Annotated in this window: 18 protein-coding genes; 6 read left to right on the forward strand and 12 right to left on the reverse strand. The window is 53.8% G+C overall.

All coding sequences use genetic code 11. The features are described from left to right. Positions 1-188, forward strand: a 188-nt coding sequence (locus FDP13_RS21790; protein ID WP_234424408.1) for a hypothetical protein, incomplete at its 5' end; no start/stop codon positions are given. A gap of 369 nt (positions 189-557) precedes the next feature. On the opposite strand, the gene FDP13_RS12740 is transcribed toward FDP13_RS21790, so the two are convergent. From FDP13_RS12740 to FDP13_RS12775, 8 genes are all read right to left on the reverse strand, one after another. Then, positions 558-1,568: an AI-2E family transporter gene (locus FDP13_RS12740; RefSeq protein WP_012771029.1), complete on the reverse strand. Its 1,011-nt coding sequence runs from the start codon at positions 1,566-1,568 to the stop codon at positions 558-560. Between the two features lie 341 nt (positions 1,569-1,909). Beyond that, complete coding sequence (locus tag FDP13_RS12745; RefSeq protein ID WP_033575912.1) at positions 1,910-2,683, reverse strand: ABC transporter ATP-binding protein; 774 nt, start codon at positions 2,681-2,683, stop codon at positions 1,910-1,912. A gap of 42 nt (positions 2,684-2,725) precedes the next feature. Further along, on the reverse strand, positions 2,726-3,619 hold the full coding sequence (locus FDP13_RS12750; RefSeq protein ID WP_012771031.1) for an ABC transporter ATP-binding protein: 894 nt from the start codon (positions 3,617-3,619) through the stop codon (positions 2,726-2,728). Then, positions 3,591-4,397 carry an ABC transporter permease gene (locus tag FDP13_RS12755; protein ID WP_370512556.1) on the reverse strand — a complete coding sequence of 269 codons (807 nt, stop codon included), beginning with the start codon at positions 4,395-4,397 and terminating at the stop codon, positions 3,591-3,593. The genes FDP13_RS12750 and FDP13_RS12755 overlap by 29 nt, the downstream gene beginning before the upstream one ends. Positions 4,398-4,492: 95 nt before the next feature. Beyond that, positions 4,493-5,551 (reverse strand): ABC transporter permease, encoded by a 1,059-nt coding sequence (locus tag FDP13_RS12760; RefSeq protein ID WP_033575909.1) that lies wholly within the window; start codon positions 5,549-5,551, stop codon positions 4,493-4,495. A gap of 85 nt (positions 5,552-5,636) precedes the next feature. Beyond that, positions 5,637-7,199: an ABC transporter substrate-binding protein gene (locus FDP13_RS12765; protein WP_370512557.1), complete on the reverse strand. Its 1,563-nt coding sequence runs from the start codon at positions 7,197-7,199 to the stop codon at positions 5,637-5,639. A gap of 127 nt (positions 7,200-7,326) precedes the next feature. After that, positions 7,327-8,481: a mandelate racemase family protein gene (locus FDP13_RS12770; protein ID WP_143839584.1), complete on the reverse strand. Its 1,155-nt coding sequence runs from the start codon at positions 8,479-8,481 to the stop codon at positions 7,327-7,329. Between the two features lie 1,086 nt (positions 8,482-9,567). After that, positions 9,568-9,960, reverse strand: a complete 393-nt coding sequence (locus FDP13_RS12775) for a hypothetical protein (protein ID WP_012771037.1) — start codon at positions 9,958-9,960, stop codon at positions 9,568-9,570. 754 nt (positions 9,961-10,714) lie between these two features. On the opposite strand from FDP13_RS12775, the gene acs reads away from it, so the two are divergent. From acs to actP, 3 genes are all read left to right on the forward strand, one after another. Beyond that, positions 10,715-12,676: an acetate--CoA ligase gene (gene acs / locus FDP13_RS12780; protein ID WP_012771038.1), complete on the forward strand. Its 1,962-nt coding sequence runs from the start codon at positions 10,715-10,717 to the stop codon at positions 12,674-12,676. Between the two features lie 120 nt (positions 12,677-12,796). Beyond that, on the forward strand, positions 12,797-13,108 hold the full coding sequence (locus FDP13_RS12785) for a DUF485 domain-containing protein (protein WP_143839639.1): 312 nt from the start codon (positions 12,797-12,799) through the stop codon (positions 13,106-13,108). After that, positions 13,105-14,763, forward strand: coding sequence for a cation/acetate symporter ActP (actP, locus tag FDP13_RS12790; protein ID WP_143839585.1), 1,659 nt, complete (start codon positions 13,105-13,107; stop codon positions 14,761-14,763). The genes FDP13_RS12785 and actP overlap by 4 nt, the downstream gene beginning before the upstream one ends. Positions 14,764-14,814: 51 nt before the next feature. On the opposite strand, the gene FDP13_RS12795 is transcribed toward actP, so the two are convergent. The 4 genes from FDP13_RS12795 to FDP13_RS12810 all read right to left on the reverse strand — a co-directional run bounded on the left by FDP13_RS12795 (position 14,815) and on the right by FDP13_RS12810 (position 20,463). Then, on the reverse strand, positions 14,815-16,461 hold the full coding sequence (locus FDP13_RS12795) for a Na+/H+ antiporter (protein ID WP_012771041.1): 1,647 nt from the start codon (positions 16,459-16,461) through the stop codon (positions 14,815-14,817). Positions 16,462-16,669: 208 nt separating this feature from the next. Further along, a complete protein-coding gene (locus FDP13_RS12800; protein ID WP_143839586.1) occupies positions 16,670-18,037 on the reverse strand; it encodes an NCS2 family permease in 1,368 nt (455 codons plus the stop codon). A gap of 823 nt (positions 18,038-18,860) precedes the next feature. After that, positions 18,861-19,784: a kdo(2)-lipid IV(A) palmitoleoyltransferase gene (gene lpxP, locus FDP13_RS12805; RefSeq protein ID WP_143839640.1), complete on the reverse strand. Its 924-nt coding sequence runs from the start codon at positions 19,782-19,784 to the stop codon at positions 18,861-18,863. Positions 19,785-20,034: 250 nt separating this feature from the next. Continuing rightward, positions 20,035-20,463: a molybdopterin-binding protein gene (locus tag FDP13_RS12810; RefSeq protein WP_143839587.1), complete on the reverse strand. Its 429-nt coding sequence runs from the start codon at positions 20,461-20,463 to the stop codon at positions 20,035-20,037. Between the two features lie 269 nt (positions 20,464-20,732). Between FDP13_RS12810 and FDP13_RS12815 the strand changes: the two genes are divergently transcribed. Then, positions 20,733-21,605, forward strand: coding sequence for a carbohydrate ABC transporter permease (locus tag FDP13_RS12815; RefSeq protein ID WP_143839588.1), 873 nt, complete (start codon positions 20,733-20,735; stop codon positions 21,603-21,605). Then, a complete protein-coding gene (locus FDP13_RS12820; RefSeq protein WP_027713080.1) occupies positions 21,595-22,482 on the forward strand; it encodes a carbohydrate ABC transporter permease in 888 nt (295 codons plus the stop codon). Before FDP13_RS12815 ends, FDP13_RS12820 begins: the two co-directional genes overlap by 11 nt. Positions 22,483-22,485 lie beyond the last annotated feature (3 nt).

Raw genomic sequence — 22,485 nt, forward strand, 5'->3', positions numbered from 1 at the left:
CAAAAAATGATGAGGCTATTGTCGTCTACCCACTGGATCGTTCAACCGATCATTTGCTTAACCGATCGGTGTTAGCCTACCGGGCGGCATTGTCGCATTCCGATATCATCAGTAAACGCCTGACCTTTCCCCTTCCGTCATGCCTGTCACCACCACGGCTTCGCCCTTGCGTGTCGGCTTCATGTTAAGAGAGGCAAAGGAGTGAGTGTTACGCAACGCGAAGCAAATACGCAGAGCTGCAGAACCAGAGCACCGGGTCGAACTATTCAGCAAACCCAATATTCAGCAAGCCAAATATTCAGTAAAACAAGTCGTTAGCAAACCGACAAGTCAGTAGACCAACCGGTCTACGGGATAAATAGGTTAACGGAATAACAGGGATCCGACAGGATGCGGAGCCAGGCCGCACAAGCCGTCGCCCTTAATGCAATGCCTAACTAATGCAATGCCTGACGAGAAAGGACAAAAGAGATGTGTGCTTCGAGCTAAAAATCGTTCCGCTCTCAATATGATGGCGGCACCGTTGAAACCGTGCCGCCACACAGGAGAGAAGCCGCTTATATCAGTGCAGCTTCACGCAGTTCGCTTTTCAGGTAGGCATAATAAATGGGCGCGGCAATCACGCCGGAAATGCCGAATGCCGCCTCAAACACCAGCATAGCCAGCAAAATTTCCCAGGCATGTGCCTTGATGCGGGTCCCGACAATCTGGGCATTGAGGAAATATTCCAGTTTGTGTATCAGCATCAAGTAGACCAACGCCAGTAGCGCTATCGGCAAAGAGATCGACAGCGCGGCGATAAACACCACGGAGTTGGAAATCAGATTGCCGATGACCGGCAGTAAACCAAAAATGAAGGTCAACGCGACCAGCGTCTTGGCAAACGGCAGGTGAATCCCGAATCCCGGCAAGACGCCCAGAATAAAAATCGCGGACAATACCGTGTTCACCAGCGAAATTTTCACCTGCGCAAACACAATATTGCGAAATGAGGACGACAGCAGCGCAACCCGGTGCATCAGCTCCGTTTTCAACAAGGGTTTTTCCACCGTCGGCTCGATGCTATACAGGGAGATGATGGCCCCGAGAATCATGCCGATCAGCATCGTGACAAAACCATGCAGGAAGTCTTTCCCCATGTTTTGCAGCATCTCCACGTGCTTTTGCAGCCACATCACAAATTCATGTTGCAGCTCCTCCACGCTGACCGGCAGATAACCCGGCAGGTAGGTCATGATCTGTTTTTGCACATCCTCAAGAATGAAAGCGATACGCGCATTGAACACGCTGGTGTCTTTCATTTCCTGCATCAACAGCCCGACCAGCGATCCAAAAATCACGCTCAGCAGGCAAACCACCAGCGTACTGATCACCGCCACTACCGCCAGCCGGGCTCGCTTGCCGCTGATGACCTTCTGGAAATACGGCGTAAGCAGATTAATGATTTCATACACCAGAAAGCCGGCGATAAAGCAGGCAAGCAGGCGCAGCTCAATCAACAGCAACAGCCCGCCAACGGTAAACGCAAAGCTCAGCAACCTGGCCTGTTTCAAATTCAACAACTGCATTATGACATCCCGTTTCTTACTGCAACGTCAGAGATTTGCCGAACCTTCCGGCAAGGGTGCGAACCACCGCCAAAGGCGCAAATACCCTGACCATGAAATACTGTTTCGGCAACCATTCTTAGCGTTTTAACGACGAAACACCAGCATGATGAGCGGCATTTTTACTCCCCAGACCGGGAGACTGATTAGGTTATAAAGAAAAATGTCAGGATGTCGGCGTCGCGTTCCTGCACGCGGCAGGCGCTAAATAATTCGAGTTGCAGGGTAACATCAACAGGCACCATGAAAAGAAACGGGAGAGCATCGCCCTCCCGTGTTCGGCACTCGCTACCGTTTCCGGTTTACATCTGCTCTGATCGCACCGCCAATTCCCGGCTGTATTGTCGGCTGGCATCGACCAACATCGAGGTGTAGGCGTTTTTGGGGGTATCGCGGGCCAGGTCGCTGGTCGCGAGCGTTTCCAAAATGCGGCCGTATTGCATTACCGCCACGTTGTGACACAGATGCGCTATCACCCCCAGGTCATGCGTCACCATCAGGTAAGTCAGCTTTTCCTGCTGCTGCAACTCCGCCAGCAGATTCAGAATCTCCGCCTGCACGGAGACATCCAGCGCCGAGGTCGGCTCATCCAGCAGCAGTACCCGAGGTTCAAGAATCAACGCTCTGGCGATCGCCACGCGCTGACGCTGCCCACCGGAAAGCTGGTGAGGATAACGGCGGCGGAACTGCGGCCCCAACCCAACCTTTCCTAATAACGTATCGATGCGATCATCCCGATCGGCGATACGGTGGATTAACAACGGTTCCGCCAGAATCGTCTCGACGGTATGGCGCGGGTGCAGCGAACCATAAGGGTCCTGAAATACCATTTGCACCCGGCGACAGCGCGCCTGTTCAATACGGTGCGCCAGCGGTTGGTCATCTATCCTAAGCTGGCCTTGCCAATGGTTAAACAGCCCGGCCAAACATTTCAACACCGTGGTTTTTCCGGAGCCGGACTCGCCGACCAGCCCAAAAATCTCACCGTCGTTAACGGTGAGATTCACATCGTACAACACCTGATTTTGCGCGCTTCCCTCACCAAACGTCAGGTTCAGGTTACGCACCTCAATCATCGCTCGCGGCGTGGATTTTGCCTCAGTCGTCATAGGCGCTCCTTAAGGGTTGAGCCAGGCGGGATCACGGTTCATGACCGGTAAACGTGGCCGAGGATTATCGATATCCGGCAGGGCATTAAGCAAGCCGCGGGTATAAGGGTGTTGCGCCTGCTCCAGATCGGCGGCCGCTATCGACTCTACTACCCGGCCGGCGTACATCACCAGCACCCGATCGCAGAAGCTGCGCACCAGATTGATATCGTGGCTGATAAAAATCAGCCCCAACCCCCGCTCACTGACCAGATCATCCAACATCGCCAGCACCTGCAGGCGCACGGACACATCCAGCGCCGAGGTCGGTTCGTCGGCAATCACCACCTCCGGTTCGGTAATCAGCATCATGGCAATCATGATGCGCTGCCCCTGCCCGCCGGAAATCTCATGCGGATACAAGCCATACACCCTCTCCGGCTGGCGAATGCGCACCACATCCAGCATCGCCAGTACCTTTTCCTTCGCCGCCTGCCATGAGACACGGTGGTGAGCGAGATAGGCTTCGGCTATCTGATCGCCGACGCACACCACCGGATTCAGCGAATACTTGGGATCCTGCATGATCATGGAGATGCGTTTACCGCGGATCTGACGCATCCGCGCTTCGTCCGCCGCCAGCAGGTCGATACCGTTGAAGTTCAAGCGGTCGGCAGTAATGCGGGCGCTACGCGGATGCAACTGCAATAAGGCGCGCCCAACGGTGGATTTACCGGAGCCGGATTCCCCCACAATCGCCAGCTTTTCACACCCCAGCGAGAAAGACACACCGCGCACGGCATCGGTCACCGCACGGCCATTGACGAAACTCACCCGCAGATTGTCTACCTCCAGCAGCGAACCGGTTTGCGCCTTGCGGTGAGTCACATTCACATTATTCAGTTCTGGGATCGAGGATGTCACGTAAGCCATCTCCAAGGAAATTGAACGCCAGACTGTTGATTAAAATCGCCAGCCCCGGAATCGTCACCAACCACCAACACTCCATCATGTAGCGGCGGCCTGCCGAAATCATCGCCCCCCATTCCGGATCGGGCGGCTGAGCGCCCAGCCCGAGAAAACCCAGGCCAGCGGCAGTCAGAATGATGCCGGCCATGTTCATGGTGATACGAATAATCACCGACGGCAGACACAGCGGCACAATGTGATGCAGCAGAATACGCAGCGAAGACGCGCCCTGCAGTTTTACCGCCGAGACAAAATCAGCCTGACGTAGCGACAAGGTCTCCGCCCGCGCCAGACGCGCGATCGGCGGCCAGGCGGTGAGCGTAATGGCAATCACCACATGCTCCAGCCCCGGACCGAGTGCCGCCACAAACGCCAGTGCCAGCACCAGACTGGGAAATGAGATGAAGATATCGGTGATGCGCATCAAAATGGTATCGACCACACCGCCGTAATACCCCGCGACCACGCCCAGCAACAACCCGATGGGCCCGACGGTGACCGACACCAGCGCCACGATATACAACGTGATACGGGAACCGTATACCAGACGGCTGAACACATCACGGCCGAATTCATCGGTGCCGAACCAATGGCTGGCGCTCGGCGCCTGCAACGCATTGGTAAGATCCTGCGCCAACGGGTCGTGGGTGGCGATGAGCGGTGAAAACACCGCCATCAGCAGCAACAGTAATACAATGGCCAAACCTATCGCCGTCAACGGGTTGCGCATCATCAGCAGTAAAAAACCGAATAGGCGCGCACCGCGCAGCTTCAGGCTGCCGGCACGCTTATGTGGTTGCGCGCGCAATACCGGCTCAGAGGAAATCGTCATACTCTCGTCCTCGGATCAAAGACCTGATACAACATGTCCGATAGCAGATTCAGGCTGACGAAAATCAACCCGACCAGCAGGACACAACCCATCACCGCGTTCATGTCGCCCAGCAGCAGGCTACCGGTGAGATAGGAACCAAAACCCGGCCACGAGAACACCGTCTCGATCAATACCGCACCTTCAAGTAATGACCCGTAAGCCAGCGCCACCACCGTCAGCAACTGCACCAGAATGTTACGGAACGCATGTGCCCACACGACGCGAAATTCCGACAATCCCTTCACCCGCGCGGTGATGATGTATTCCTGCGACAACTGCGCCAGCATGAAACTGCGCGTCATACGGCTGATGTACGCCAGCGAGTGAAACCCCAGCAGCGTGGCGGGCAGCACCAGATGATTGAGCGCGCTGCGGAACACCTCCCAGTTGCCATCCAGCATCGAATCGACCAGCAGCAGGCCGGTACGATTTTCCACCAACCCGTCGTAAGCCATGTCGACCCGCCCGGCGCCGCCGACCCAGTTCAACCAGGCATAGAACACCAGCAGCCCCATCATCCCCACCCAAAAGATCGGGGTGGAATAACCGGCCAGACTGATGAAACGCACCACGTAATCCGCCCATTTACCGCGCCTTGCCGCCGCCAGCACGCCCAGCGGCACGCCCAGCCCGGCACCGACGATAATCGCCATCGTCGCCAGTTCGACGGTGGCGGGGAAAACGCGGATAATATCGTCAATGACCGGACGGCCGGTCAGCAACGCATTGCCGAGATCGCCGTGCAACAGCGCGTTGAAGTAAATCCAGAACTGAACATACAGCGGCTTATCCAACCCCAGTTGCTGATAAACCTGTTGGTAGGTGCTTTGGTCGGCATCCTGCCCGACGATCGCCAGCACCGGATCGATAGGCATGACACGACCGATAATAAACGTCAGGATCAATAAACCAAACAGCGTGACCACGACCTGGAATAGACGTTTCGCCAACCGACGCAACATCCCTCCCGGCCTCAGCCACTCGCCCGGTTTGATTCGATCAGAGAAAACCATGTTCTTTCTCCCTCGTTCCCAGTCAGCAACAGACATCAGGCCGCCGCTGACCGGTGATTTCACGTTGGCGCTTTGCGATAGCTCATTAGCGTTGCTTGTACACATCACGCAGATGGGTGGTGGAAGACGGATGCGGCACATACTTCACCACGTCCTTGCGCAACACCACCGAGTCGATCATCTGAGAAACCGGAATAATGGCCGGATACAACGCCTCATAACGGTTCTGAACGTCGATATACATCTGCTTCTGTTTTTGCGGGTCCTTTTCCAGCAATGCCTGATCGATCATCTCGTTCAGTTGCTTGTCATAGAACGAGGTGCGCCAGCCCTGAAAATTGGTCAACTTGGCTTCATCGCTGTTGTCGGGGTTGTAAACCACGGAACGCAAGCTGGAATGCGGATGAGGATCAACCCCGCCGCCGCCGCGCCCGACCAACATGTCGAACTTGCGATCGCGCATCGCGCCATAAACCTGATTACCGGTGCCGGAGAGGATCTGAACCTTGATGCCGGCTTGCGCCAGTGTCGATTGCACTGAAGTCGCAAGATTGAGGAACGGTTGATCGGACAACACGCGCAGCGTAGTCTCAAAGCCGTTGGGGTAGCCCGCTTGCGCCAGCAAGGTCTTCGCCCGCGCCACGTCCAGCTTGTAACCCGGATCAGGCAGCGTGGCGTCCATCCCTTTCTGGATCGGGCGCTGATGGTAGAAACCATAGCCGGTCATCACGGTGTTGTTGATGCCGTCGTAGTCGATCAGATAGCGTACCGCTTCGCGCACTTTCGGGTTGGCGAAGTAGGTGTTCTTCAGGCTCATCGCCACGTAATACAACGTGCCTTTGGTCACCTCTTTCACTACGACATCTTTATCCTGCTTAAGCGCGTTGATATCCGGCACCGACATGCCGGTCGCCACATCGATATCGCCTTTCTCTATCATCAACCGCAGCGCCTGCGATTCGGTCATATGTCGGAAAATGACGCGCTTCATTTTGGCGTCGCCCTGCCAGTAACCGTTGACGCGGCTGATACGCAGCACATCTTTTGCCTGCCATACATCCAGCTTGAAGGGGCCGGAACCGGCTTCATTGGTGGTCAGCCAGCCATTGCCCCAGTCGCCGTTTTTCTCGTGTTGCAGCACCGTTTTGCGATCCAATACCGAGCCGCTGCCGAGCGTCGCCAGCGAATAGATGATCAGTTTGGGATCGTTGGGTTTGGGCAGTTCGATCTCAACCGTATGGGCATCTTTGGCGCGGATCATCTTCGCGACGTTATCCGTCGTAAAGCCGTACGATTTCCAGGTGGTCGCCTGCGCCATGTTCAGGTGCAGCAACCGGCTCATCGACCAGACAAAATCCTCGGCGGTCACCGGGTTGCCGGAATGGAATTTCGCGTTATCCACCAGATTGAAGGTGATGACTTTGCCGTCGTCACTCACGCTCCAGCTTTTCGCCAGCGCGGGCAAAACGTGGCTCAGGTTGTCGGGGTCCAGCTCGACCAGCGAGTCGTAGAGATTCACCACGACGCCGACCACTTCATTGCCGGTCATCGCGGCGGGGTCCAGCGACAGCATGTTGTTCATATTCATGCCGACAATCAATTGATCGTCAGGCGTTTTAGCAGACAGTACGGCCGGCGTGGCGGCCATACACAGTGTGCTCAGTAACAGGGTACGAAGTATTGCTCGCGCTTTCATTGTTCTTCTCCAGGTGTGGAAGTATGGAAGACGACAACATATTGTTTTTTTAATGATGATTACCGTACGGATGACTGCGCTAGGCCTGGCTCAACGTATGCGCCTCAATCCAGTCAAAATTGATGTCCTCGCCCAGACCGGGCCGCTGCGACAGGTGTACAAAACCGTCTTCGTCCATTGAATCTACCAGCGAATTCAGATAAGCGACGGGCTCATCGTAGTTGAGGAACGGATGCAGCAGGCCGCGCTCGTACCAGCGGCAGTTTTTAATCGCCCCCACCACCGCCAGATTGGGCGCGCCGTTGCCGTGGATTTCGCAATCCATACCGAAGGCTTCCGCCAGATGCGCCACCTTCAGGCACGGCGTGATTCCGCCCACGCCCTGCACCCCGGCGCGCAGAATGTCGCAGGCCCCTTCCTTCACCCAGTCGGCACGGCTGAAGTATTTCCCGCCCAGACTTTCCGGCCCGATCACGTCGATGTCCAGATTCTTGTTCAGCCAGCTGTAGGACGCCATGCTCTGCTCTTCCATCGGCTCTTCGAACCAGGTGAAGTTCAGTTTTTGCAGTTCACGGCCGATGTACAGCGCCTCGCTGCGGCTGTACCAGTGGTAGCCGTCCAGCATCAGACAGATATCCGGCCCCACCGCCTCGCGCACCGCCGCACAGGCTTTCACGTCCATTTGCGGGCTCGGCGCGAACGACACCGGCGGCATCCAGGTATGCAGCTTGATGGCCTTGTAACCACGCTGTACCAGTTTTTCGGCGAACTGGCCGTACTCCTCCGGCGTCGACAGGCCGCCCTTCAGCTCGTCGCCGCACATGGTGCTGCCGTAGGCCGGCACTTTGTCGCGGTAGCCGCCCAGCAGCTTATACACCGGCACGTTCAGCGCCCGCCCGGCCAGATCCCACAATGCCTGCTCGACGATGGCCAGCGCCCGGTCGGTCAACTGGTTGGCGCTGCCGCGCTGCCAGTGCACCAGATCCTGCCACAGGCGTTCACGATCAAACGGATCCTGCCCAATCAGCACCTTGCGGAAAAAACTGTTCACCACATACGGACGAACCACTTCCGGCGGCGCAAACGCATAGCCTTTGTGCCCGTCATCGGTACTGACAGTCAGGAGCGCCATGCTGGCCTGATGCTCATCGCCCGGATGGGAATGCCCGGCGCTGTCGGAAACGCGGCGAGTGGGATAAGTGAAGACGGTGACGTCGATCGATTCAATTTTCACGTTGATTACCTGCCTGAATAGTTGACCCATTTACAAAACGTGCAGTGATAAACTGTGTGTATCGGAAAATGCATCTGATATATGGCGAAAATTATGTATCAAGCGAAAAACAGATATATTTTTTTGCCGTCAGACGACAAATGCAAAATGCCTAATAAAAGAAACCATGTATTAATTAAAAGGAAACCGTGTTTTATTTAGATTATTATGGCTGTATATCATTTAGTCATTAGGCAATTTCTCCCATATGATGAAATTATGATATGGAAAATTAGGCAAACGCCCATAACCTTGTGAGCATTATCACTAAGAAAAACAGAGTCCTTATACATTACAGGGTTAAATAACTGTGAAGATCGGTAGGTGACAAGCCGCAATCGTTACGGCCAAACGCAGGCAGGACGGGCCTTGGGAACAATAGTCGTTCCCTCGGAGTGGCCCCTGGCGTATCGCGGCGGCCCACCTCAGGATTCGAGTTGCAGGACAACACGCGAGCGTTTTGTCCTGCAACTCGAATTATTTTGGGTATAGCTATCCCACAAAGGTCATATCAGCACATGTGATACGGGAGTGACCGCGCTGACACCGACAAAAAAAGAAACCAGGCGACTCTATCAATCCAATAATAACTGTCGGTATCATCGGTGATATTTCAAGCCAATGCTGCCGAGTGGATTAGAAATAACACGTGTGACGGCGCTATATCGACATAATAATAGAAGAGACGGAGAGAAAATATTGATACCGGCGATGTTTTACATGGCGGAGAATGTTGACGGAGTTATCCGGCTGGTTTCCTTATTTTTTAAATCACATCGTTTTAAATCACGTCCATCAACCGCGCTCAAATTCCTCTCATAGCAATAAAAAAGACACTTAATGGCAAAAAGTGTATTTAAATATGAATTCTTTATTCGATTGTTTACAGAGTAAGAGGTATCGAAACGTATCGATATACAGACGGAGGGAATAATGAGCAAATAAAATGCAACTAATAGTATGGCAAGAGTCGGTATAAAATCGCAAAAAACCATATCAACGAATAACATTGATACCGTATAGATTTCATTTCACGGCGAGCTGACTTTATGAAGCCATTGTCGTAGTAATATCCCCATCACCCTGATTGAGAATGAGCAACGACAGCACCCGATCTTCTACATTCAGTTTGGAAAACGAGAGCGTACTGAGCGGCTTTTTGGTAAACCCATCAGATAGCAAATCCCAGGCGACATGCGTGCTAAGTAACTCATTATTGGTCATAAAATCGTGGTAAGCGAACCGGACGTTAACCGGAAGCACTTCATCGATTGAGGCGGGTGCAGTCGTCCCTGTACGTAGACCAAAATGAGCATTAAATGCGGAATTCGCGCAGAGTATCTTGCAGTTATCATCAATGACCGCAATTGCGCGTCTGTCATTGTGAACAGGGGCACTTAACATGCTCATGATTTCATTCTGCCCAAATATCAGACTCATATGTCCTCTACTTCTTGCTATGTGAAATCTATCCCTCCTGTAGCAATCAGAAAATGAAGACGACAGGGATATGGAGATAGTTTTTAAAGTCAGCCAGGGAAGTCGCTCTGGCAACCACAATAATTAAACCGTTGATATAATTAGAATTCAATCAACCTAAACAAGACATTATGAGTGATAACTTAATTTCCTACGTGATTACGCAGCCCAAACAATATAAATACTATACTTTGTTGAAGTATATCTCATGTCATCTGGCTGACTGAAAGTCGAAATTACCTATCACAGTAATCAGCCTGCTTATTGATACGATTTGCTTACAAAAAAAACAATTCCGTAACTTAATAACGGCATTAATACGTCCTTTTTGAGGATCATTAGCACTATATCTGCTTTCTCGGGGGGGCGATCGCTCAAATAAGGCCGATCTTTTGCCTGTTTGATCATCTCGCTCGATCAAATTTCTGTTAATGATAGTTAATACCAATTAAATAGTCATTTTCATTAACTATTCTCTTTACGAGTAAATCAGATGGCGCGCAGGAAGTAAAAATGTGAGCAAAATCGCATAAAACGGTGCACTTTGGCGGCGGTATCTCCATACCTCTTGATCAGGGACTACTCTTAAAAGCAAACATCTGGGGGTCTTCCCTGTAATGCGTGATCCATCGCGCAAAAAAGAAACAAATGTTAACGGCTCACTATTATTAACCATTGATTGACATAATATTAACAATGTTTAAGGAGAAGCGCTATGAGCCAATATAATAAACACCCTATACCTACCGCGATTGCGGAAAACGCCTTAATCACCGCCGAACAGTATAAAAAGATGTATCAGGCATCGGTGCAAGATCCTGATTCCTTCTGGCGGGAACAAGGCAAGATAATCGATTGGATCAAACCCTATCAACAGGTCAAAAACACCTCTTTTGACCCAGGCCATGTTCGCATTCGCTGGTTCGAAGACGGCACGCTCAATGTGGCGGCAAACTGTCTCGATCGTCATCTTGCTACGCAAGGCGATCAAACCGCGATCATTTGGGAAGGCGACGACGCCAAAGAAAGCAAAAAAGTCACCTATCGTGAACTGCATCAGGCGGTCTGCCGTTTTGCCAATGTACTGAAATCAAAAGGGATCAGTAAGGGCGATGTGGTCGCTATTTATATGCCGATGGTGCCGGAAGCGGCCGTGGCGATGCTGGCCTGTGCCCGCATCGGTGCCGTGCATTCGGTGATCTTCGGGGGATTTTCTCCGGAATCGATCGCCGGGCGAATCGTCGATTCCAGCGCCAAGCTGGTGATCACCGCCGATGAAGGCGTTCGCGCCGGGCGGACGATCCCACTGAAAAAGAATATCGACGAAGCCCTGCGCAACCCGGCCGTCACCAGCGTCAACCATGTGATCGTTTTCCAACGCACCGGTAAACCCGGAAACTGGCAAGACGGCAGAGATCTGTGGTGGCACGAACTGGTCGCACAGGCGGATGATCATTGCCCGCCTGAAGAAATGAATGCAGAGGATCCGCTGTTTATCCTCTATACATCCGGCTCAACCGGTAAACCTAAAGGGGTGCTGCATACCACCGGCGGTTATCTGGTATACGCTGCGACGACGTTTAAATATGTGTTTGATTATCACCCCGGCGACATTTATTGGTGTACCGCCGACGTCGGTTGGGTTACCGGCCACAGCTACCTGTTGTACGGCCCGCTGGCCTGCGGCGCCATCACGCTGATGTTCGAAGGCGTACCTAACTGGCCAACCGCCAGCCGGATGGGACAAGTGGTGGACAAACATCAGGTCAATATCCTGTACACCGCACCAACGGCCATCCGCGCGCTGATGGCGGACGGCGACAAAGCTATCGAGGGCACCTCACGCCAGTCGCTCAAAATCATGGGCTCGGTGGGGGAACCCATCAACCCGGAAGCCTGGGAATGGTACTTCAAAAAAATCGGCAACAGCCGTTGCCCGATTGTCGATACCTGGTGGCAAACGGAAACAGGTGGCTTCATGATCACTCCGTTGCCCGGCGCCATTGAACCTAAACCCGGTTCAGCGACGTTACCGTTCTTCGGGGTGCAGCCCGCCTTGGTAGACAACATCGGTAATCCACAAGACGGTGCCTGCGAAGGCAACCTGGTGATTACCGATTCCTGGCCCGGTCAGGCTCGCACGCTGTTTGGTGACCATGAACGTTTTGAACAGACCTACTTCTCTACGTTCAAGGGCATGTATTTCAGCGGCGACGGCGCACGCCGTGATGAAGACGGCTATTACTGGATCACCGGCCGCGTGGACGACGTGCTGAACGTATCCGGGCACCGGCTGGGAACGGCGGAAATCGAATCCGCACTGGTTTCACACCCGAAAATCGCCGAAGCAGCGGTAGTCGGCATTCCGCACAGCCTCAAAGGGCAGGCGATCTATGCTTACATCACGCTGAATCATGGCGAAGAGCCGACCAGTGAACTGTATACCGAAGTGCGCAACTGGGTACGAAAAGAGATAGGCCCTATCGCGACGCCGGATATCCTGCACTGGACCGACGCTCTGCCGAAAACCCGATCCGGCAAAATCATGCGGCGTATTCTGCGCAAGATTGCAGCCGGGGATACCAGCAATCTGGGGGATATCTCAACCCTCGCCGATCCTGGCGTGGTAGAGAAATTGCTGGAAGAAAAACAAGCCATGGACAACACACCGTCTTAACCGTCATCCGATAAAAACAGCGCCGCCCGCACCGGATCGTATTACGCCGTCTGGTGTGTGGTGGCACCTAAAAACGGCCGCCCAGAAGGGCGACGCGACTTATCTGACTGGAGATTTATGATGAATGATCTCATTTATCAACGGATTGAAGATAACCCGCTATTTAAAGAACTGGTCCAGAAACGGCAACGTTTTGCCGCCTTTCTTTCGCTGATCATGCTGGTGTTGTACATCGGTTTCATTCTGTTGATCGCTTTTGCACCGGGCTGGCTGGGAACCCCCATCGCACCCGGCGCGGGAACGACCCGCGGCATCCCGTTGGGTATCGGGCTCATTGTCATCTCCTTTACGCTTACTGCTATTTATGTCTACCGTGCCAATGGTGAATTTGACCGCCTGACCAAAGCATTGCTGAATGAGGTGCAAAAATGAAAAGCCGCATTTTCCTGCTGACCGGTCTGCTGGGGCTACCGATATGGGCGCAAGCGGCGGATGCCGTTTCCGGCAACGTCCAAAAGCAACCGCTGAATATTCAGGCTATTGTGTTGTTTGTGTTATTTGTGGCGGCAACCCTCTATATCACCTATTGGGCTTCCAAACGTACCCGTTCGCGCAGTGATTACTATACTGCGGGTGGTAACATCACCGGCTTTCAGAACGGGCTGGCGATCGCCGGCGACTACATGTCCGCGGCCTCGTTCCTCGGCATTTCTGCGCTGGTGTACACGTCCGGCTTTGACGGCCTGATCTACTCGCTCGGCTTTCTGGTGGGCTGGCCGATCATCCTGTTCCTGATCGCCGAGCGGCTGCGTAATTTGGGTCGTTACACCTTTGCGGACGTGGCTTCCTACCGGTTGCAGCAAAAACCGATCCGCACCCTGTCCGCCTGCGGCTCGCTGGTGGTGGTGGCACTGTACCTGATTGCGCAGATGGTGGGCGCAGGTAAACTCATCCAGTTGCTGTTCGGACTGAACTACCATGTCGCGGTGGTATTAGTCGGTATCCTGATGGTGATGTACGTACTGTTCGGCGGTATGCTGGCGACCACCTGGGTGCAAATCATCAAAGCGGTATTGCTGCTGTGCGGCGCCACCTTTATGGCGATCATGGTGCTGAAAACGGTCAACTTCAGCTTTGACAGCCTGTTCACCGAAGCCACCAAGGTTCACGCGAAAGGCATTGCCATCATGAAACCCGGCGGGCTGGTGTCCGACCCGATCTCCGCGTTGTCTCTTGGACTGGGGCTGATGTTCGGCACCGCTGGCCTGCCGCACATCCTGATGCGCTTCTTCACCGTCAGCGATGCCAAAGAAGCGCGTAAAAGCGTGCTCTTCGCCACCGGTTTCATGGGGTATTTCTACTTCCTGACGTTCATTATCGGCTTCGGCGCGATTCTGTTAGTGAGTGCTAACCCCGCCTTTAAAGACGCGGCGGGCGCGTTGATTGGCGGCAACAATATGGCGGCGATACACCTGGCGAACGCGGTAGGCGGTAACTTCTTCCTGGGCTTTATCTCCGCGGTCGCTTTCGCCACCATTCTGGCGGTAGTCGCCGGGTTGACGCTGGCCGGCGCATCCGCAGTATCCCATGACCTGTACTCGAATGTGATCAAGAAAGGCCAGGCCACCGAGCGCGACGAACTGAGAGTATCGAAACTCACGGTGCTGGTGTTGGGTGTGATCGCCATCCTGCTGGGGATTTTGTTCGAAAATCAGAACATCGCCTTCATGGTGGGGCTGGCATTCTCGATTGCCGCCAGCTGTAACTTCCCGATTATCCTGTTGTCGATGTACTGGTCGAAGTTGACCACCCGCGGTGCGATGATCGGCGGTTGGGCCGGGCTGTTAACGGCCGTTATCCTGATGATTCTGGGGCCGACCATTTGGGTGAAAATTCTCGGTCATGCGACCCCAATCTATCCGTATGAATATCCGGCGCTGTTCTCGATGTTGGTGGCTTTTGTCGGTATCTGGTTTTTCTCGATTACCGATAATTCCGCTAATGCAGTCGAAGAACGCAGCAAGTTCAAGGCGCAGTTCATCCGTTCACAAACCGGCCTGGGTATCTCAAAAGGTTCCTCTCACTAAGCGAGACAGGGCTGACCACAACCAACCGGGGAGGCAACCTCCCCGGTTTTTTTATACTTTCTCGCTGAGTACCGCTTCCAACAAATCCAGTTCACGCAACATCTTTTGCAGCGTTTCGTTGCTGATGCGTTGCGTAGCACGCAGGTGATACAGCTCGGCGCGCTCGGCGCTGACGGCGGCCAGACGAAAGCGCCGCTCCAGATTCTCAACCGCCATACTGTTTTCCAGCTCATCGGTGCCCGCCACACGGCGATGCAACATGCCGATGACGCGAGCACTCACTTCCGCCAGCACCTGATCATCGAGATTTTCTTCCCGATCAGCCGCCAGGCGCTCCTGCATTTTTTTCAGGCAGTCGATAGCGACCTGCGCCATCGTCACCCGCGCCATGCGTTCTTCTTTCTTCTGCACGCTGTGGTCGGTCAGCGTAATGCCTCTTAACAGCAGCGGCAGCGCCACCACACCGCACAGCAATGAAAACAGGATCACCCCGGTAGCAATAAACACCAGTTGATAGCGAGATGGAAACGGCTCGCCACTGTCCATAAACAACGGAATAGACAGCACGCCCGCCAACGTAATTGCACCACGCACACCAGCAAAAGTACTGATCCAAATCTCGCGCGAGGTGTAGTTGGCAAACAGCATCGGGCGCTTATTCTGCACATAACGGCTGTAGAGTTTCATCAGCCACAACCAGGCAAATCGCAGCAGTAACAAGGCGCAATAGATCAGGACGATATCAGCGAACAACAGCCAGGTTTCAATGGTCGGATCCAGCTCCGCCTGCACAATCGACTCTCCAATCACACTGGGCAGTTGCAGCCCCAGCATCAGGAATACCATGCCGTTGAACACGAACTCCAGCATGTTCCACACGCCGTTGGCCCGAAGCCGCATATTGAGCGGCGCCTGCCGCAGCAGTTGAGTTCGGCTGATGGTCATCCCCGATGCCACCGACGCCAGAATGCCTGATACGCCGAAATGCTCGGCAATCAGGTAAGCGGCAAATGGCAGCAACAACAGTAATACGATCTGCGTCGCAGCATCATCATCGTTTTGATGACCAAGCAGCGACAGGGATTTGCTGTACACCCAGGTCACGCCGATGCCGGCCAGCAGGCCGCCCAGCGCCACTTGCAAAAACGCCAGCGTCGCGCCGGACACGGTAAACACCATGGTTCCCATCGCAATCGCTACTGCAAACTTGAGCGAAACCAGCGCCGACGCATCATTCATTAGCGCCTCCCCTTGCAGGATCCCCATCAACTTTTTCGGGATCCGGTCTTCACCGACGATGCCGGACAGCGCGACTGCATCCGTAGGAGACAACACGGCGGCCAGCGCAAAAGCGGCCACCAGCGGCATTTCAGGGATCATCCAGTGTAACAGGTAACCAATGCCCACCACGGTAATCACCACCAGCACCAGCGCCAGCCCCAGAATTTCGCGCATGTGATGCAGAAACTCACGGGTCGAGGTTTTCCAGCCATCGGCAAACAGCAACGGCGGGATAAACAGCACCATAAACAATTCGGGATTGAAATCGACATGCAAACCAAATTGCGGCCAGGCCAGCATGGCGCCAAGCCCGATCTGCATCAGCGGCAGTGGTATCTGAAAAGGCAGAAGACGCGTCATTACGCCGGAAAGCGACACTATCAGCGTCATGATCAGAATGGTGAAAAATATTTCCATGTGTTCCCTGGTTGATTGCCGTTACATGAAAGAACTCCGAGTCGTTGCCATCCGGTGCCGGTAGCACCATAGGATGGGTGATCTTTATGAATAATAACAAGATATAGTGTGATGAACAGAAAACGATGACAAAAAAGTCGTCGCCTTTAGCACGACAGAATAAAAAAGGGGAACCGCCGTTCCCCTTTATGCATCAGATGATGAAAAACTACAGCGCCCAGCCGCCAGCGTAAAAGGCGACCAGCGCCACAGCGATAATCACGGTGCCGATATTCAGCTTACGCCATTCGCCGGAGAACAGACGGCCCAGTACCAGTGCACCAAAGCCCAACATAATGCCGGTCACAATATTACAGGTCAGCACGATGAACACCGCGCACACCAGGCCGGACATCGCATCGACAAAGTCGTTGAAATCCAGTTTGGACACATTGCTCAGCATCAGCAGGCCGACATACATCAGCGCCGGTGCCGTTGCATAAGCCGGCACCAGGTAGGACAACGGCGACAGGAACAGGATCAGCAGGAACAACACACCGACTACCGTAGCCGTCAAACCGGTTTTGCCGCCGGCCGCGGTACCCGCCGCCGATTCAATGTAGACGGCGGCCGGAGAGGTTCCGACCAGACTGGAGAAAATGCTGCTGACGGAATCGGCGGTCAACGCGCGTCCGCCATTGATAATCTGGCCGTCTTTATCCAACAGATTCGCCTGCCCCGCCACGGCACGAATAGTACCGGTCGCATCAAACACCGCCGTCATAACCAACGCCAACACGCTCGGCAGCACAGCCGGCTGTAACGCGCCTTTGATATCGAGGCCGAAAATCAGGGACTGACCATTCGCATCGGTCAGGCTCGGCAGGGCAAACAGTCCCTGATATTTAACGTTCGGATCAAAAATCAGCCCGATAACCGAAATGGCGACAATCACCAGCAAGATCCCACCGGGTACCCGGCGCTTTTCAAGGCCGATGGTGGCGGCCAGGCCGATCAGCGACATCGCCACCGGAAACGCCGTGAAGTGCCCCAACGCCACCGGCAAGCCGTCGATCGGGTTCTTGATGACCAGCCCAATCCCATTGGCGGCGATAATCAGCAAAAACAGCCCGATACCGATACCCGCGCCGTGCGCCACGCCCATCGGCAGGTTGCGCAGGATCCAGGAGCGAATGCCTGTCGCGGATACCACGGTGAACAGAATGCCCATCATAAAGATAGCGCCCAGAGCAACTGGCACACTAATGTGCTGGCCCAGCACCAGACTGAAGGCGGTAAACGCGGTCAGCGAAATCGCACAACCAATCGCCATCGGCAAGTTGGCCCACAACCCCATCAGCAGGGAACCGAACCCCGCCACCAGACAGGTTGCGACAAACACCGCTGCCGGCGGGAAGCCTGCTTTACCCAGCATACCCGGTACGACGATAACCGAATAAACCATCGCCAGAAAGGTAGTCAGGCCCGCCAACACTTCCTGACGCACACTACTGCCGCGCGGTGTAATCTTGAAAAAGGCATCAAGCGCGCCTGCGGGACGCGCCGCATCGCCAGCCTGACGAGTGGTATTGGACATGATGTATCCCCTGAAATGTCGTTGTTATCAAATGCTATGGTTTACCAAACGCTATAGGCATCAAGCGTGCCGGTGTTATTGCACGCCGTAGCCGGCGCTTGGTCAGTATTCGAAAAACGGTATGATGCAACGCCCCTTGCCGGACGCCGTAAAACCTGCCGTTTTCCCACGCCGACCTGATACGCAAACGATTAACCGTCACGTTACAAGGTGGCTGAATCCTGCCAGTTGTTGTTGAGGCGGCAGATTATCCTGCCTTCGGGACATCCATTTCAACTGCTATTCCCGGTGATCACATCATGGTGGCGGACAAACCGCCGCAAACCGCCGGCTACAGGCAGCTAGCGCGGCCATTTGGCAGGCCCCGTCCATCATCAATTCGTATGGCAATGCATTGAGTATGAAAGAAAATAAAACCATGGTTCAGAAAGAGCAGACTGAGTGTTTATTTTTTTGTGATTAAGTTCACAAAAAATATTGACCATTCCGTGAACCCGGTATATCTTTAAAACCGTGAACGACATCACATAAATAATGAATCACACAGAGGATACGACAATGAAAATGCTGAACAAAATTATCGCCATGTTTGAAAAATTCACCATCGACTTCGGTACTTTCAACCACTAATTCTTTTAAGCGTATGGGGGAAACACCATGAGTATTGTCCGTCAAATCACTCAAATCTTAAAAGCGCTGGGCAAGACCTACCGCGGTGTCAGCCCTTACGCCTGGTTTCGTTAATCAACAATCATTCTCTCCTTCTTTAAATTGTGGCTACCTTCGGGTAGCCACTTTTTTTGCATCTGATTTTTGTATTGGATTAACGGTACAACGATGCTTCACCGCACGGGCGCGTCTTAAAACGACGGTGCAGCCACAGATATTGTTCCGGTGCGCGCAAAATCTCCCGCTCAATCACCCGATTCATGTACTGCGCCGCCTGTTGTTGATCCTGGTATGGATAGTCTTCCAGTTCCGGTTCAATCACCAGTTGATATCCCTGCCGGTTCGGTTTACGAATCAGCACCGTGGTAATCATCGCCGGTTTGGCTAAACGGTGAATAGTGAACGTTCCGCTGGTCGTCGCCGCCTGTTCCACCGCAAAGAACGGTGCAAATACACTGCCTTTAGGGCCGTAATCCTGATCCGGCGCGAACCATACCGCTTCGCCGCTCTTCAGCGCCTGCACCATACCGCGCAAATCTTTGCGATCGATCATCGCCTTATTAGAGCGAGAGCGTCCCCAGGTTTGCACCAGCTCCATCACTTTATTGTTATGCCGCCGGTACATCGCCATCATCGGCTGGCATAGCCCCATCGCACGGCCGCCCAACTCCAGCGACATAAAATGAATGCCGATCACCATCACGCCGCGTTGTTCGCGCCCTGCCTGCTGCAGATGCTCAAAGCCGGAAACATCGAACCAGGCTCTGACCCGCCGATCCGACCAAAACCAGGCCATGCCGGTTTCCATCAACGCCATTCCCAGCGACGCGAAATTCGCATCCACCAGCGCTTCACGCTGCGATACCGGCATCTCAGGAAAGCACAGTTCCAGATTACGACGAGCAATGCTCACCCGTCGTTTGAGAAAATAACGGGAGTGGCGCCCCAGCCAGTCACCCAGCCGCATCAGCATCGGATAAGGCAACTGCACCAGCAGAAATAGTACGGCAAGGCCGAACCACAGCAGCCAGTAACGGGGATGGCACAAGTCCCAGGTAAAGGTTTGTTGAGTCATTATCAAATATCTTCTTGATAGTCATACCAGCCAGTTTTAACAAACTAACCATGCACGACATTGTCGTTATCCAGACAGCCCGGAGGAAAACACAGTCTATGTGAAAAAAGAGGAGAACCCGGCGGTAAAAGCAGCCCGGCGAACCCCGAGTCATCTACCGCTAAAAAGCGGTTCAGATTACCCGAAATCCGCCAAAGAAAGGAGAGTTTCAAGTGTAAAGATTGTGCGGCGGCGATGACGCCGCTGAATGCTATCAGGCGCGGGTGGCCAAAATCACACTGGAGGCTTTGATCAGCGCAATCACGCGGGAACCGGTTTGTAACCCCATTTCGGCTACGCTTTCATTAGTGACGCTGGCGGTCAGTTTCAGCCCTTTGGCGGTAGTGATGTGTACCGTGGCGTGCACCGCACCGTTGACCACATGATCAATCGTACCGCTGAATTGGTTACGTGCCGAGAAATTCAGGCCGCAATCCGCCGAGGCCAAAATCACCCATGGCGCTTTAATCAGGGCTACAGCGGATTTTCCAGGCGCCAGACCCAACGTCACGACGCTATTACGGGTGATGACGGTGGTCAGTTTTTCTCCGCTTTCCAGCGTCAGCACGACCTCACTGTTGACCGCACCTTCAGCAATACGATCCACAATACCATTCAATTGGTTTCGTGCAGAAACAGACATAATTCCTCCTGGATAAATTCAGTGAATGCATCGTAAAAAGCGTACAGTCCCCTATCAAACGCTTTTTCCCGCCGCAGTACAAGCCATCAGCGCCGGTTTTATTTTATGGAAACCGTCGTCACCAAATCGTCACCTGTCTGCCATGTCCTTGCAGTCTTACCTACGCAGCATAGGGCTTGCGTTTTACCGAAATTCGTTGACTGGCATTCATCATCACCATGCAAAAACTATAACCATGCGAAAACTATAACCATGTGAAAACCATCACCATGCAAAAAAACTGGCTCCCCTGGGTGATTCTGTCGCCTTCTCTGCTGTTCCTGTTGTTATTCACCTATTTTCCGCTGTTACGCTCCATGTATGACAGCCTGTTCGATACCCGCATGGCTGGTGCGGATGCACCGTTTGTCGGTTTAGGCAATGTTATTCGTCTATTGGATGACGCCGTTTTCTGGCGCGCACTGTTCAATAATCTGGTCTACATCCTGTTGACGGTAATCCCCGGCGTTGTACTGGCGCTGTTGCTGGCGGTTGCACTATGGGAAAACCGCGCAGTCAATCGCTGGCTACGCACCGCTTTCTTCTTCCCGATGATCATTCCGATGGTCAGCGCCGCCGCGTTGTGGCTGTTCATCTTTATGCCGGGTATCGGCCTGCTGGATTACTATCTGGCCAAGCTGTTCGGGCCAATGAACAACAATTATCTGGGTCGCAGCAATAGCGCCCTGCTGGCGCTTGCGCTGATTGGGGTGTGGAAATTCGCCGGTTACTACATGCTGTTCTTTCTGGCCGGGCTGCAAAGCATCCCGCCCTCTACCCGCGAAGCCGCCGTCATGGAAGGCGCCACGCCGACACAGGTGTTTTTCCGCGTCACGCTGCCGTTGCTGCGCCCGACGTTGAGCTTCGTCATCACCACCGCGCTGATTTACTCCATCACCCAAATTGATCATGTGGCAGTGATGACCCACGGCGGCCCGGATAACGCCACCACGGTGCTGTTGTATTACATCCAGAATCTGGCCTGGGACACCCACGATCTCGGCAAAGCCTCCGCTGCGACCTTTCTGACGCTGGCCGGCCTGTTCGTGTTCTCGCTGATTAACCTGAAAGTACTGGAGAAAGAGGCTCATTATGAGCGTTGAGATATCCCCTACCGTAGTCGGTAGCGCACGCGTCCCTCTGCCGACCTGGCTACGCTGGCGCCAGTCGCGGCGCGCAACGCTGAGTCTGCTGATGATCTGTGCCGCGCTGCTCTGGATCAGCCCGTTTATCTGGATGCTCTCATCGGCCTTTAGCGCCACCACGTTTGGCACCGGCATGGCGTCATTACTGCCGCGCTGGCCGTTAACGCTGGATAACTTCCGTGATGCCTGGCAGAGCGCCGATTGGGTAAGCCTGTATGCCAACACCATTTTTTTTACCTTCGGCACCTTCTTCATCCAGTTGCTGACCATCACCACCGCCGGCTACGTCTTTGCCTGCCATGAATTTCGCGGCAAACAGACGCTGTTTCTGCTGTTTCTGGTGCAATTAATGATCATGCCGGTCGTGATGATGGTCCCCAACATGATGACGCTGAAGGCATTCGGCCTGCTCAATACCCTGACCGGCGTGATGATGCCCTATTTTACTTCGGCATTCGGCGTATTCCTGATGCGTCAGGCGTTTCTGTCCATTCCCAAAGAAATTGAAGAAGCGGCGCTGATGGAAGGTTGCCGCTGGTGGCAAGTGGTTTTTCGCGTGCTGTTGCCGATGTCCTGGCCTTCCATTCTGGCGTTTGCCACCGTCAGCATTACCTATCACTGGAACGAGTACCTCTGGCCGCTAATGATGCTTAACGACCCGGACAAACAGGTGCTGACCGTCGGGCTGGTGTCATTCGCCATGGGGGCTGAATCCGGCGGGCAGTGGGGCATGATCAGCGCCGGTACGCTGATGGTATGCCTGCCGTTAATGCTGGCGTTTATCGTTTTCCAAAAACAGTTCCTGAAAAGCTTTGGCTTCTCCGGGATAAAATAAGGA

Origin of the sequence: Dickeya sp. ws52 (assembly GCF_007210685.1) — a bacterium.
Classification (GTDB): Bacteria; Pseudomonadota; Gammaproteobacteria; order Enterobacterales; family Enterobacteriaceae; genus Dickeya; species Dickeya chrysanthemi.